General features: G+C 61.6%; 11 protein-coding genes and 1 pseudogene. 8 read left to right on the top strand and 4 right to left on the bottom strand.

The window, feature by feature from the left end; genetic code table 11:
• Positions 1-43: 43 nt before the first annotated feature.
• Both LRP59_RS08790 and LRP59_RS08785 read right to left on the bottom strand, forming a co-directional pair.
• Positions 44-3001: a glycoside hydrolase family 2 TIM barrel-domain containing protein gene (locus LRP59_RS08790; protein ID WP_148378555.1), complete on the bottom strand. Its 2958-nt coding sequence runs from the start codon at positions 2999-3001 to the stop codon at positions 44-46.
• 219 nt (positions 3002-3220) lie between these two features.
• Positions 3221-4141: an LCP family protein gene (locus tag LRP59_RS08785; RefSeq protein ID WP_002522151.1), complete on the bottom strand. Its 921-nt coding sequence runs from the start codon at positions 4139-4141 to the stop codon at positions 3221-3223.
• A gap of 32 nt (positions 4142-4173) precedes the next feature.
• Here LRP59_RS08785 and LRP59_RS08780 point away from each other — a divergent pair, with 32 nt between their 5' ends.
• Both LRP59_RS08780 and LRP59_RS08775 read left to right on the top strand, forming a co-directional pair.
• Positions 4174-4506, top strand: coding sequence for a hypothetical protein (locus LRP59_RS08780; RefSeq protein ID WP_002524865.1), 333 nt, complete (start codon positions 4174-4176; stop codon positions 4504-4506).
• Positions 4507-4609: 103 nt separating this feature from the next.
• On the top strand, positions 4610-5632 hold the full coding sequence (locus LRP59_RS08775; protein WP_148378553.1) for a glycosyltransferase family 2 protein: 1023 nt from the start codon (positions 4610-4612) through the stop codon (positions 5630-5632).
• Between the two features lie 2 nt (positions 5633-5634).
• Here the strand turns inward: LRP59_RS08775 and LRP59_RS08765 are convergent.
• Positions 5635-6366, bottom strand: a pseudogene (locus LRP59_RS08765) (TIGR03089 family protein).
• A gap of 67 nt (positions 6367-6433) precedes the next feature.
• Here LRP59_RS08765 and LRP59_RS08760 point away from each other — a divergent pair.
• The 5 genes from LRP59_RS08760 (at position 6434) to LRP59_RS08740 (ending at position 13613) form a co-directional block, all read left to right on the top strand.
• A complete protein-coding gene (locus tag LRP59_RS08760; protein ID WP_002514695.1) occupies positions 6434-7510 on the top strand; it encodes a mannose-1-phosphate guanylyltransferase in 1077 nt (358 codons plus the stop codon).
• Positions 7507-8202, top strand: a complete 696-nt coding sequence (locus LRP59_RS08755; RefSeq protein ID WP_002514694.1) for a hypothetical protein — start codon at positions 7507-7509, stop codon at positions 8200-8202. Before LRP59_RS08760 ends, LRP59_RS08755 begins: the two co-directional genes overlap by 4 nt.
• A 176-nt stretch (positions 8203-8378) precedes the next feature.
• A complete protein-coding gene (locus tag LRP59_RS08750; protein WP_002514693.1) occupies positions 8379-8636 on the top strand; it encodes a WhiB family transcriptional regulator in 258 nt (85 codons plus the stop codon).
• Positions 8637-8784: 148 nt separating this feature from the next.
• Positions 8785-12114, top strand: a complete 3330-nt coding sequence (locus LRP59_RS08745) for a glycosyltransferase family 2 protein (protein ID WP_002514692.1) — start codon at positions 8785-8787, stop codon at positions 12112-12114.
• Positions 12111-13613: a DUF5719 family protein gene (locus LRP59_RS08740; protein WP_002514691.1), complete on the top strand. Its 1503-nt coding sequence runs from the start codon at positions 12111-12113 to the stop codon at positions 13611-13613. The genes LRP59_RS08745 and LRP59_RS08740 overlap by 4 nt, the downstream gene beginning before the upstream one ends.
• A gap of 5 nt (positions 13614-13618) precedes the next feature.
• Here LRP59_RS08740 and LRP59_RS08735 read toward each other — a convergent pair whose 3' ends face one another.
• Positions 13619-14038 (bottom strand): metallopeptidase family protein, encoded by a 420-nt coding sequence (locus tag LRP59_RS08735; RefSeq protein ID WP_002514690.1) that lies wholly within the window; start codon positions 14036-14038, stop codon positions 13619-13621.
• Positions 14039-14161: 123 nt separating this feature from the next.
• Here LRP59_RS08735 and LRP59_RS08730 point away from each other — a divergent pair, with 123 nt between their 5' ends.
• Positions 14162-14545, top strand: coding sequence for a DUF3499 domain-containing protein (locus tag LRP59_RS08730; RefSeq protein WP_009640107.1), 384 nt, complete (start codon positions 14162-14164; stop codon positions 14543-14545).
• Position 14546 lies beyond the last annotated feature (1 nt).

Below are 14546 nucleotides of genomic sequence, written 5' to 3'. Positions count from 1 at the left end.
ATTGCTGAGCTGGCCCGGGATTGGGCCAGCTACGACCCGGCCATTAGATCAGCGACAGGGTTAGTGACAGGTCAACCGGTTGGGCATACAGTCGGTGAGACATGATCGGCATCGGGCCGCAGGACGTCGATCCAAGCGGGGCTGACACGGCGTCCAAGGTAAGCCAGGTGTGCCCGTCGGGCTTCAGGTCCCAGGTATGGGCGGCAGTCAGCAAGGCCTGTGAAGTCCACGGCCGGGCCGCGAATGCCGGCCAGCTACCGTCTGCAGTGATCCGCAGGCCGCCGTTCGAACCGCTGATCGTCAGTTCGTGGACTCCCTGGCGAAGGCCGTTCTCCTGGGGCATGACATAGGGGGTTTGCAGGTCATCCACCTCTCCATTCCAGCGTCCCCAGATGGCGGCGTGCTGAGAATCGGGATAGTTCTCGGTCGGCCCGAGGCCAAACCATGAAACGGTGGTCCATTCTGCGGGCAGGCCGATTGTCACGCCAATGCGACCGAGCATGGTCGGCCAGTATCCGTGCGGATCGACGTGGAGGTCAAGGTGCACCCCTTCGGAACCATCATTGGTCTGGATGGCGCGCCAACTCCACGTTGTCGTCATGGAATTGCGTGCGGCGGCAGCAGCGCTGCGAGTAACGACGACCAACTCATCGCCCTCGTCGCGCACCGACGTCGTGGTGTGGACGAGTCGGTCGAGACCAGCTGCGAGTGCTGCGTCACCAATAGCGTTGCGGGCCAGTGAACTTGCCCGATCGTTGTCAATGGGGGCACGGAAGAGGTCAAGAACAGGAGCGACGAGGTTCGCGTTACCCCATGTCACGAGGCGACCACGACGGTCAAAGTGTGCTGGTCCGAGACTCCAGCCAGTACCGTCACGATGCGGCTGTGACGATGCCGGAAGATAGAGGCGGGGGCCCGGCTTGGGAACCAGCAGAGCTGATGTCCGGGCTACAACGTGACCGGCCGGTGCCCAGATGGTGTCCCTCACCAGCTTCGCTTCCACGACGACAACCATCCGATCGGAGATCTCGTCAGGAAGTGGCACGGTCCCAGTCCAGATTTGGTGGGCGGCCAGGGCGCCGACCTCGAGAACTCCTGTCTGGACGTACTCGTCGTCGTCAATGAGCTGCCACACGAATGTGAGGTCGGATAGGTCTGAGAAATCACGTCGGTTGATCACGGTGATGCCGTTGCCATCGCGCAGTTGCTCGCTGTCGACCTCGATGCGCACCGCCCCCATCGTCGCCGTAAACTCCAGCAGGCCTGGGGAAGGAGTGCGATCGGGCAGGACGAGCCCATCACAAACGAAGTTTGAATCGTGCAGGACCTCACCGAAGTCGCCCCCGTAGGCATAGCCACGTCCAGTGTCGATGCCGTGATCGATCCACTCCCAGATGAATCCACCATGCATGCGGTCACGGTGGAAGTGCGGGTCGAAGCAGCGCTCCTCGTAGGCGTCGAGTTCTCCGGGGCCATTACCCATCGCATGGGCGAACTCGCACATGAAGAAGGGCAGCCCGAGCTCGCGTCCCGTCTGCGGAGCAGGCTCGGCCCCGGGCATGACGGTGCGGTCCCGCACGGCCTCGACCCACTCCATGGACGGATACATGACCGTCCATACATCGCAGATGGCGTGGGCGTCGTCCCCCTCGTAGTGGGTGAAACGGGATGGGTCACGATTCTTAACCCAGTCGTTCATAAGACGAATGCCTTCGCCACAGTGGGATTCGTTGCCCATCGACCACCCGATGATGGCGGGATGATTCTTGTCGCGTTCGACGGTGCGTTGAATGCGGTTAAGTAGGCAGTCATACCAGCGGTCGTCATTGGTCGGGTTGCCGTCCCAGCCACCCCTCTCGAAGCCATGGGTCTCGAGGTCACACTCAAGGAGGACCCAGACGCCATATTCATCGCACAGATCGAGGAAACGAACATTCGGCGGGTAGTGCGAGGTGCGAATGGCATTGACGCCGTGGCGCTTCATGAGCTCGAGGTCAGCGCGCATCGTCTGCTCATCGAGGGTTCGCCCGGTGCGTGGATGCCATTCGTGGCGGTTAACCCCACGGAATACGATTTTTTCTCCGTTGACGGTGATGATATCTCCGGCAATGGCGACACTCCGGAATCCGATCCTTATAGTGACGGTTTCGGTATCGGTGGAGACCGTGGCGTCGTAGAGCTTGGGGGTTTCGGCGGTCCACGGTTGCGCGTCGGGGATCGCCACTTCGGTGTTGCAGGTGGTGGCGAGCTCAAGCTCGGGGATGGCCACGGTTGCGCCCTCCGGCCCGTCGATGAGGAGCTTGGCGTCACCGTCCCAAGAGGCATGGACGAAAAGGTCGTCAATGCCGCCATGAGGCCGAGCCAGCAAGGTGACCTCGCGGAAGATTCCTGACATTCTCCACATGTCTTGGTCTTCGAGGAATGTACCGTCAGACCACTGGCTGACGGCCACAGCGAGCACATTGCGGCCAGAACGCAGCTGCGACGTGACGTCGAACTCGCTGGTGAGACGCGAACCCTTGGTCCATCCTAGTTCGACCCCGTTGAACCAAACACGGGCAAAGGAATCGACGCCCTCGAAGCGCAGCAGCACTCGCTTGGCGTCGGTGAATTCTTTTCCGACCTCGAAAGTGTGACGGTAGCACCCGGTGGGGTTCTCATTGGGAACGACGATGTCCTCGTCTGAGGCGGGAACCGGGATGGGGTAGTTGGTGTTGAGGTAAGCCGGACGGCCAAAGGGCGCGTTTCCGGCTGGGTCGACCATGTGCCAGGAGGACGGCACGGCGAGGTCGACGAAATCGGTGTCGTCGAACTGAGGATCGGGGAAGCCAGCCGGTGCATCGTGGGGTGAGTCGACTAGCTGAAACCGCCAGGTTCCAGACAAATCGAGGGTGGGGGCGTCGGTATGCAGGTGAGCTCGGGGAGCTACCGGACCGTGCCAGGGAATAAGGTTCGTCAGAGCATCGTCGAGCCTGTGTGCGGTGTCGGCATTGACAACCATGGCACCAACCTTAGAGAGTCATGATGAAAACGTGTGCATCACGCTCTCAAAAGGGTGACTATCGGTAGTGCCCGCCTAGGGGAGGTTCTCGATGTGACGGTGACTCTCGGGCTAGCCATCAGGGTGGCCTCACGTGGCGTATGACGACGATCCGATCGCCTTGGGGTGCGGCGAGGCTGCTGTGAGCTGTCCAACCGGAGGGTTACGCAGAGGTGGGAATCAGGATAGTTCGGTTACCTTTGAGGTGTCGCCGCTGCGCAGGTCGTCCCACAATTGGGCGGCCTTGTTGTCGTTCCACAACACCGACGATCCGGCTGAGGTGTAGGCCGAGGCGGTCGAGACGGGGACGGTCATCTTGATTCCGTCGTTTCCGGAGACCTTCATAAGCCCTCGGGCCGTCTTGAAGGCCGTCAAGATTGAGGTGTCGGTGCCGAGCTTTACCGCTTTCGACGCGGCCATATTCACTTTCCAATAGCGTACCGGGTTGATGAAGGTCCACGGGCTAAGGGTCTTCTTGGCCACCTGGGCGGCCACCTGCTGCTGCCTTTTGACGCGGCCTAGGTCTCCTTCCGCGTCGGCCTTACGCATCCGCACGTACCCGAGGGCCTGGACCCCATCGAGGTTCTGGGGGCCGGCAGGAAGGTTCGTGTGAGAGTCCTTGTCGACCATTGGCTTGTTGAGGGTTACATGAACCCCGCCGACCGCGTCGACCATTTGGACGAACCCACCGAATCCAATCTCGACGTAACCGCTGATGCGCAGGTTAGTGGCCTTTTCAATTGTCTGAACGAGCAACTTCGCTCCGCCCATCGAGTAGGCAGCATTGAGCTTGTTGTGATGATGCCCGGGAATGCGCAGGAACGTATCTCGCGGCAGGGAGATGAGGACATCCTTGCCTTCTGGTGGCATGTAGAGCAGCAGCATGGTGTCGGTGCGCAGACCGGCTTCGGTGCCGGTGCCCAATTGCTTCTGTTGCCTGGGCGTGAGATTCTGCCGCTCATCGGTGCCGACCAGCAGTACGAGGGTGCCCGGGTGATCTGCGCCTCGTGGTCCGTCTGGAGTGGCGTCCACCGTTCCAGTATGGCCTAGGGCATATGACGGCACCGCGACGAGCCACACCACCCATGCCAACAACAGCACTATGACGACCTTGAAGGGATGCCGACGTCGACGTGCGCGTGGCGCTGGGTGACTCGCGGCCTGCCGCCGCTGTCGGGCCTGACGCGGTGGGCGTCGTTGGCCATCGGATCCGTACAGCTCAGCAGGAGGACGCCGAGAGGGTCGCGGTTGTGGGGATTGCTGGGAGGAGGAGCGACGTGCACCTTGACGGGGCTGGGGGCGCCGGTCTGTCCGTGGACGACCCGTCCTATCGGACGTGCCGCGCGGCGGGTTCACTGGATCGATACGAGTGGCGTCGTTTTCGTCAACCCCGTATAGCCAGTCCAGGTCAGACTGACGAGATTGCTCGTCGCGGGGCCTGCGCCCAGTGCCTCGATAAGACATGAACTCCACCGTAGTCGCAAGTCCATTCAGATCCGCGGGCTTGATCGGGCGAGTCCTGTGTGCCGAAGGATTAAAAGGCTATTCAGACCTGGCACAATAGCCTGCATGTCGTCATACCTCGCGCCTCCGGTCAGTGTTGTCATACCGGTCAGGAACGAGGAGAGATATCTCGAGGAGTCGGTTGCCGGAGTCCTTAATCAGGGCTACCCGGGTCCGATGGAAATCATCCTCGCTATCGCCCCGAGCACTGATCGCACGGCTGAGATAGCTCAGGATCTGGCTGTTCGAGACGATCGCATTCGGGTGATTGACAACCCCGACGGGACCACTCCCAAGGCCCTGAACCTTGGTGTGGCCGTATCCCAGTACGACATCATCGTGCGCGTCGACGCTCACGGTGAGCTGGGCCCGGAATACATCGCAACCGCCGTCGAATTGTTGGAGCGTATTGGCGCGGCCAATGTCGGTGGGATTATGGACGCGAAGGGACGTACTCCCTTCGAGCAGGCTGTGGCGGTGGCTTATACCTCCAAGTTGGGTTTGGGTAACAGCGCTTTCCATCAGGGCGATGCGCCAGAGGGCCCGGCTGAAACGGTCTTTCTTGGCGTTTTCCGCAAGGCTGATCTCGAAGCCGTCGGTGGTTTCTGCCCGGAGTTTGACCGGGCTCAGGACTGGGAGCTTAACTACCGATTGCGTCAGTCTGGACGAGAGGTGTGGTTCAGCCCCAATCTTCGAGTGACGTACCGGCCTCGCTCTACCGTCAAGGCCTTGGCGAAGCAGTTTTTCCGTACTGGCCAGTGGCGTCGCGAGGTCATGCGCCGCCATCGCGATTCGGTGAGTCTGCGATATGTGGCTGCCCCTATCGCGGTCACGGGGATTACGGCGGGAACTATCCTCGGTCTCATCGGGGTCGTTCATGCTGCTAAGGGCACATCGCTGAAGCGCTGGCCGCTTATCGGCTGGGCGGCGCCGCTGGGCTATGCCAGCATCATCGGGGTTGGGTCGGCCGCCATGAAACGTGACTTGGATCCCGGGGTTCGAGCCCGTCTGCCTCTCGTCTTGGCGATTATGCACATGAGCTGGGGAGCTGGATTTCTCGTCGGTTTAGGTGATCGCGCAAACGACTGATCTCATACGTCGACGGCACCCTCCTGGGCTGCGATGGTGGCCAGGTCATCGGTGGACTCGACGAGGACTAACGACCCGCCACCCAGGAGGCAACTAGTAAGGGTGGTGGCTACGAGTTCGCTGCCACCGAGACGAATCCGATCGGGAGAGAGCAAAACTGGTTGGCTTAGCGGCACTAGGCTGAAAAGTTGTTCTCCGGTCCATTCCTGGCGCCCTGTGAGCTACACAGCATTGGTGGCGGCAGGCCGTGCTGCAACAAGGTCGTCAGGGGCGGCAAGAACATCGGCATTATCAATGGCCCCTGGTACCAGGGTCTCGCACGCAGTAGCAAGGGGCGCAAGACTGCACTGGATGAGGACATCGGGGGAGTTGACGGGGGCGACGTCCGGGCCAATGACTTCTAGTGCTGCTTCCTCTTGCCCAGTCAGATCGACTCGTAGTCCAGCCCACCACGAGGCCAGCAACCACACGCAACTTGTCCAATGGCCGGGACGCACACCGCATACTGAAAGACGGGAGACACCACCGGGCTCGACTCCCTCGCTATCGAGCAGGTAAACCGACTTCGTAACCCACGTCAACAAGGTGCGTGCTGACAGCTCACCGCGGTCGGCGCCGTGGTACCACGTCAGTAGGGGCAATGCTCCTGCGTTCTGACTGCGCTGGCATAGGGCAGTCAGGGGGTCAGAGCTTCGGGTTGGAGTTGGCCGAGTAAGGGAAACCATGGCACCCATTGTGAAGGATAAGACGCTGTGGTGCGTCTAACGCGGTTGCGTTGTCGCGGCCGGATACTCTGTAGACATGCAGCACATCCTCATCCTGGCCGGAGGATCCGGTACTCGCCTGTGGCCGTTGTCTCACCAGGGAGAGCCCAAGCAATTATTGGAACTTATTGACGGGGTCAGTTTGCTTCGGATGGCCTACGAACGAGTCGCTGGGCTGGTGCCCGACGCCAACATTTTGGTGTGCACGGGTTCCTCGTATGCCGATACCGTCGCCAAGCTGTTGCCAGAAGTTCCCGCCGAGAATATTCTGGGCGAGCCGGTGGGGCGTGACTCCCTCAGCGCCGTGGCATGGCCGGCGGGAATTATCGCCGACCGCGACCCCGATGGCGTCATGGCTGTCGTCACAGCTGACCACATTATTCGTCCTGTCGATGATTTTCGGGCCGCCCTCCAGCACGGTTTTGATCTCGCCAATACTGACCCCACCGCTTTAGTGACTTTCGGTGTTGTCCCCACCGAGCCCAATACCGGATTCGGATACCTGCATCGGGGTGGCCGGCTAAGGCCTGGTTCGCGTGCTCACCAGGTACTGGAATTCGTTGAGAAGCCCAGCGCTGAGGTGGCTCGTCAGTATCTGGATTCCGGTGAGTACTGGTGGAATTCCGGCATGTTTGTGTGGCGGGCTGCGACCCTATTGGACTGCTTATCTCAACTCAAGCCCCAGACCCGTCATCACGTCGACGAGTTGGTCGCGGATCCGTCCCGACTAGCTGAGGTTTACCCGTGCATGGAGAAAGTCTCGGTCGACATCGCGGTCATGGAACCGGCATCTCACGGCGGATGTGGTGTTCATGTTGCAGCTATTCCGTTGGAGATCCAGTGGTACGACGTCGGCTCTTACGAGGCGCTGGCCCCCCACTTACCTAGTGATGGGATGGGCAACAACGTGAGCGGTTTGACGGTATCGGTTGACTCAGCCGGAAACTTGTTGATCAATGACCGTCCTGACGCTGTCTTAGCCGTCGCAGGCTTGCATGACATGGCCGTCGTGAGCACTGATCGCGCCACCCTGGTGGTGCCGATGTCTCAATCGCAGCAGGTTAAGGCTGTGGTGGCCGAGGTTGCTGCCCGGGTGGGAGCGCGATACGCGTGAGCAACGCCCGAGAAATTCGTGAGCCACTTGCGTGGACAGTCATCGTTGTCAGCGTTGGTTTCCTTGTCGCTTTTGTTGTGCGTGTGGTCAAGATGCTAACTCACGATCGCAGTGGGCTCTTCGGTATGGCTCGCAGCCTGTCTGGAAGCTCGCTGGGAATTGGCATGATTTTGTTGCTGCTGGCGGCAGTTTTGGTGTGCCGGTTTATCCATCCGGCGACGCCGCATGCTGAATTGCTTGGCAAGGTATCTGCCTGTGTTGTTGCCGTCGCAGCGGGATGTGACCTCGTTCTCGCCCTATTGTCACCAATTCACGGCCCCGGCGGGGCCTTTGGGGCTGCCTTGGGACTATTTGGTGATCTTTTGGCGATCGCCATTAAAGCCCTCGCTGCTTGGGTCTTATTGGTGTTGACGCGGCCCGAGGCAGCTTCAGTCCAGGACAATGAGGACCCCGCAGAACCTGAGGCCGTCCAGGATGGGTCTGCTGACCGCTCCGTCGTCGCCGATGAAGCCGAGGGCCCGGCTCACGGCGATGAAGTTAGTTGGCCAGCCGGGGTCGGCGCAGTGTGGACTAGGGCCGGGGATGCTGCGAGTGGCGCGGGGGCATCATCGTGGGATCAGAATGATGCAGGCGGCGGCTGGACGACGGAGGCGTCGGGCCCTTCACGCGACGAGCCGGACGGCCAGGCGTAGTCATGGAGCTTGTCTGAGTGCGGTCTGTGCTGAGGCCACGAATCGACCACGTTTGCTGGCGCGACACGCCGGTTATTGCGGGTTTTCCGCGCGACAAAGTCGCGCAGTGAATCTCACGCGTGTAGTTTGTGTATCGGCGCGGAACTCGCCGCGTCTGATCTCGAGGAGCTTCCCCCATGGACGAGATTTTAACCTTGCTTGCCGGAGGCGGTGACGACGAGCCAGAGTGGCATGACAAGGCATTATGTGCCCAGACTGATCCGGAGGCATTCTTCCCTGAAAAGGGTGGATCCACCCGTGAGGCCAAGCGCATCTGTGAGTCCTGTGAGGTCCGCCAGGAGTGCTTGGAGTACGCCCTTGCGAATGACGAGAGGTTCGGAATCTGGGGCGGATTGTCCGAGATGGAGAGGCGTCGGCTGCGCAAGCGGGCGTGACCTGACGTCGGAGCGCGGTTATTGACACGGCCCGGTAAAATGCCCTGTCTGCCCGGGATGGCTGTCTGCACGATGCGGCATATGCGATGATCGCAGACGTGGTGTGCATCCCGTGCTCCATGACGTCGACGAACAGGTGGCCTGCTAGGTGAGTGACGAGAAGTACTCTGCGGAGACCGGACCCGGCGAGAGTCACCAGTGTGACCGCAGTGATGCTCCCCGCACTGCGGAGGGGTTGACCGACTGGACTATCCCTGTCATCCCGTCGACGCGCATTGATCCGGAGGATTGGGCGTGGGCACACGAGCAACGCAAACCGGTAGACCCCGACATCACAGTCGACCAGGTCGCAGCGATTCTCCTCGTTCACCAGGCGGCCGGCTGGTTGCCGCGAGCCCTCAACGCATTGCGGCGTAGTGGAGAGCGCGCGGCAGTGCAGATTGCCGTCGACCTCGGCTCTACGGATGGTTCTTCCGACTTGCTCGTGGCTGCTGTGGACGAAGGATTGTTGGACGAGTGCGTGACGGCTAGCGCGGACACCACCCCTGGTGAGGGCATTAACCTAGCGATCGATCGACTTTCTGACGGTGTCACCCATATCTGGATCCTGCACGACGACGTTGAGGTGCGTCGTGACTCATTGACGTGCATGCTGCGGGAGGCTTCGCGCAAGCCTCACCCTGACGTCTTGTATCCCACATTGCTTAAACCGGCCCGGCATAACTACCCGGAGTTTATTGATGAGCAAGGACAGAGCGTCAGTACCGGCGGTGCTCGTGTTCTGCCGGTCGTCGATCGCGGAGATATTGACCAGAAGCAGGCTGATCCGGGTCCGATCTTGGGTGGCTCGACGGCTGGCATGTTCGTTCGGGTGGACGTGTGGCGGCGCCTGGGTGGTTTCGACCCGGCGCTTCCCCTTTTCCGTGACGGCGTGGATTTTGGCTGGCGTGCCAATGAAGCGGGCATGGTGGTTCGCACTGCGCCGAGTTGTACTATTCATCACCGTCAGGCGGGCCGAGGGTGGCAGCGAGAGTCGCATTTGGCTCCCCGCCCGGATGTCACCGACCGTCTCGCGGGGATGCGAATGGTTGCAGCCCGGACCGGTCATCCCACCCGCACGAGTCTGGCTCTCCTGGTGGCTAGCGTGTGGCGTTTTCTCGTCCTTATGGTGGGTAAGGCCCCCTCGCGTGCGGTCGACGAGTGGCGGTCCGGCCTGCAGTTGTGGCGGTCACGCTCGGTTACCCGCGAGATGACGCAGCGCCTGCAGGACTTCCATGCGCAGTGCGATCCTGACGACCTTGAGAACACCAACCGTCTCCTACCCAGCCGACGCAGTGTCTGGGCTCGGGCAGTTGACCGTTACGCCGGGGATCTGTCTGATCGGATCCACCCGTGGCGCAATGAGGATGGAACGACGATCGACGATCTCACTGGCGACGACTTCACCGTCCGCGACCACCGTTCTGTCGTCAATCCGTACACCGTCATGGTCAGCCTTATGGTGGTAATCGGGATCGTTGCCTGCCGTGGTCTCTACGGCTCTGGTAGAGCGACGTCGACCTGGCTCGCGCCGGCGCCATGTGGTCTGGCTGGAGCGTGGCATCGCTGGTTGACCGCTGTTCCTGGATTGTCTGGAGGGAACGCCCCCTGGTTGGCGTGGCCAGCTTTCGGCTCGGTGTTGACAATTGGGGAGCCGGAAGTTCTGGTCCGTATCCTGCTCGTCGTAACCCCGCTGCTCACGGCGATGTCGGCACATCGATTGTTCCGCCGGGTGGTTGGCCTTGGCACGACGACGGTGCTGCTCGCGAGCTTCTGGGGCATGCTTCCTGTCCTCACCGGCGGCCTAGCCCGAGGCTCGGTGACAGCATTGGCGTTGGGGGTGATTCTCCCCCACATGGCCCTGCATACGTGGCGGTTGGTCAATCCCGAGACTGTTGACGTCGTTGAGCTGCGCGGTGCTGATACTGGCAGTCACCAGGTGGGGGGCGTTTCCTCGGCAGGCGGCCTGGCTCTGTGGTCAGCCCTAGCTATCAGCCTTGTTCCTGCATTGTGGGTATACCCGGTCGCGGTGGCCGTCGGCATCCTCATGACCCGACCTCGACGTCTGCTGCTCGGCAGCATAGTTGTATTAGGGCCGCTACTGGTCATTTCGCCGTGGATTCCTCGGCTGATAACCGAGCCTGGGCGCATGGCGACCGGGGCTGAGCCTGTGCTTAGTCCGGCTGTAGAGACGCGTGCCGGGCTATGGCTGCTAGTAGGCCGCGCGATTGTCCCCGGTACTGCTCCTACCGTGTTTACCGTGATCGCGATGGCTCCGTTGTGGATTGCTGCGCTGTGGGCGGTCTGGCGTCTAGTCATCGATCGCTCGGCATCCATCGGATCCCTGACCGGTCATCCCCGCGGTCGAGTGCTGGCCCTCACCATCGTCTATCTGGTGTGCCTTGTCCTCACGGGTGTGGCGTCGCGCACCTTGGTCACCGTCTGGAATGTGCAGGTGCATCCGGCTATCGAACCGTGGCAGTTGGTAGGCGCCGGGGTGCTCCTCATACTTGTGGCAGCTGCCCGCCAGCCGGCCATGTTGCAGCGTGCCGAAGCGGATCATCTTCCCGCCGACGAATCCCCGACCCTTGGCCAGCTGCTTGTTGGCATCGGTAACCGATGGTTGCCGTGGGTGTTGACGATATCTGTGGCCGCCAGTGGCGTCTGGTGGCTTGTGGGGGGCGCTCGCGGCCCGATGTCCACCACTGCTGCCACGCGCCCGGCCTATGTCACAGCAGTCGAGGATTCGGCTCGTCACACCCGTACTCTTATGGTGAATGTGCATAGCGGCAGCGCCCACTGGAACCTCGTCGACTCCAATAATCCGAGCTGGGGCAGCGGTGAGCGTCCGACTATTTCTTCGGACAGCCGCATTGCTGACTCGGCTGCTGATCTTGCCCGTGCGGTGGCGACCGGAGCTGTCCCAGACGACCTGGCTGATCGTCTGTCTGACCTGGGAATCGGTCATCTCTGGCTTCGTGGTGCAGGGGCCGATGTCGTGTCCCAGGTGGGTAATGCCTCAGGTTTGGCTGCCGCGAATACGGATCCCACGACGACGGTCTGGACCGTCGATGGGCATCCTTCACGGGCCTTGCTTAGTAGTCGTGGCAGCGGCCAAGTTCCTGTCGCCGGGAAGGTAACCGAATCAGGAACCGTGACAATACTCGAGCCCCGTGATCATCGGTGGAGGGTCGAGGTAGGGGGCACGCGGCTGAGTCCGGCGGTGCGGCACGGAATCGGAGAGTCGTACCAGGTTGGCTCGGCCCGTGGTGATCTGACCTGGTCGATGCCGACCCAGAGGTGGGCCGGTGCCATCGAGCTGGTTGCCCTTCTCATCTTGTTGGTGGTTGCTGGGCCTCAGGCTGCTCAGCGCAACCGCATCGCCGCCCCCCGCCGATCCCTGTCGCGTAAGCCACGCCGTCGTCAGGAGGAGTCATGAGCGATCGTCCCCGTCGCGCCCTCGCGGATGACGAGGAGCCCGAGGAGATTCCTGAGGTTCGATTCGTGGAGGAGGGCGCGATCCCAGCGCGTCGCGCGGCCGGTTCTGAAAATGTCAGCGACCAGCCGACGCCTCATGCTGCCCGCGCTATGGCTCAGGTGCCGGCATCCGGCGAAGATAGCTGCGATGAGCTGACGGAACCCGATAAGAAGGCCGGACGCTACTGGAAGGGGCCGGTGTGGGCAGTGACCTTGGCCATCGTGGCGATCGCAATGTCGTTGGCCACTTCAGTGATTCCGCCTATGCAGCGTTCTGCCGCTAAGGTTCAGCCCATCTCTTCAGGACGTACCCTGGTGTGCCCTCCTTCCCAGGGGAAGGCCAGCCTCGCTGCCGGGTCCTCGGGTGGAAGCCTACAAGTCGGCACTTCGGTCGAGAAGCTGTCTGAAGCGTCGGTTCCTGTAATGACCAACGTGGATACTTCAGCAGGTTATATCCGGTCTACGGCCGGGCAGCGTCGGCCCTCTGGCTCGGCTCTATCTTCAGAAGGTGGCATGACGACGTGGGTGCCGTGTATTGGCGCAGCCACGGGAGGAGCGGTCAGTGTCACGAACCCTTCCACTTCGGACCTTGTGGTGGTCAACTCGGACATCCGGGCAGCCACCGTCGACGTCACTATGTTGGGGCCGAAGGGAGAAATTGTTACCGCCGGGATGCGAGGGATTCGTGTTTCTCCGGGACAGACCAAGGTGTTGCCGATGTCGGTGTGGGATAACGGCGCCACCCCGGTGACCGCTCTTGTTAACGCCCGAGAGGGACGAGTCGTCGTTGGTGCTCGTATGTGGGCAGGTCAGGGCCACGATACGAGCGCGATGACTCAGGCAGCCAAGACGCTGTTTTTGCCAGCTGTCCCTGCCAAGGTGTCGACTGCAACCCTTATCATTTCGAATCCCGGCACGAGACGGTTGAGTGTGTCGGTGACAGCGCTGGCTGGGCGTGGCCCCTTCACCCCTGACGGTGCCGACGAGATCGATATTGACCCCCGATCCACTGTCCAAGTAGACCTGTCTAAGGCTTTAGCAGGGGAAGGTGTCGGGCTACGTTTATCCGCTGATGATCCGGTTATTGCTCGGTTATTCGTTCAGGGTAAGCCTGGCACCACCGATAATGCCTTGGTCAGTCCGGGAGGGTCGAGCAAGGTCCTGGAGCAAACTGTAGGGACAGCGGGGACCCTTGAACTATCGAACCCGGGTCGGGAGGCCGTCACCTTTTCAGGCGAACTGACAGGCACTCACGGGGAGAAGACGGCGATCGAGGGCACGGTTCCGGCTGGGTCCACCTGGTCGGGGAAGGTTCCAGCAGCTGGCCACTTGCACATTGTGGGGTCGGCTCCGCTCATTGGTGGGGTCATATCTGCCAGCGGTTTGGCCGTTCTTCCCTTGGAGGCTGTGGCGGCCATGACGAACGGTCGCAGTGTTGACGTTGATCCTCAGCTGCGCTGACGGCCTCAATCGTCGATGCTGGGATCGATTGTCTCTACTGGGGTGCCAGTCAGCGCTGAGAGCTGTTCGACGAGAGTGCGATGAACGAGGATGGCTAATCCGCGCCTACTGGCCGTCCTTAACTCGAGGGGTCGTCGATAGATGACAATTTTGGCGGGGGAGTGCTCGCTACCGTCGACGGCAGAGGACAGCGGTACCCGCCCCTCCGTCCAGTCTGGCATGGTCGGGACATCCTCAGCCCCGACGACAACGTTGTCAAGGATCCCCGGGCACGACATGTGTACTTGCTGAACGGCCTGCGTCAGACAGGCCGTGAAAAACTCGGCGTGGGTGGGATCAACGCGGTCGATGCGTCCGCCGTAGGAGCGAGACAAGACGACGGGCCCGCGCTGGCCACGACTATGACGGTTGCGACGCTTGGACATGCCGCCACTGTATTGCGGTTGGGCACGTAGTGCGACGAAGAGCGGGTGTGTGGTGTACCGGGGCACCGATGGTCTCTGCGGTGTCCGCGTGGCAACTGTGTGACTATCAGTGTGTGGCGTACCGTGCCCTGGGTGAGAGAGTGCATTCGCCCCGGATGTTCCCGACCAGCGGTCGCGACGCTGACCTACGTCTATGCCGAGCGCACTGCAGTTGTCGGGCCTTTGGGGCCTAGCCATGAACCCGGTGCCTACGACATGTGTGCCGAACACGCCGAAGCGCTCTCGGCGCCGGTGGGGTGGGAAGTCATCCGCTTGCCCGGTATCGACAATCCAGCCCCAGACCCACCAGCCGATGATCTGATGGCGCTGGCGGCAGCGGTGCGGGAGGTGGGAATGCTCGAGGACGAGGTGCTGCCTGAGCCGGACCCCGCTTCGGTGCACGTTTTAGGTCGGCGTGGCCATCTATCCGTCATCACGGACGCCAGCCGTGACGTCACAGGCCACTAGG

Source organism: Cutibacterium sp. 37298, assembly GCF_023838685.1.
Lineage (GTDB): Bacteria > Actinomycetota > Actinomycetes > Propionibacteriales > Propionibacteriaceae > Cutibacterium > Cutibacterium acnes.
This window is presented reverse-complemented; position numbering and strand designations above follow the sequence as displayed.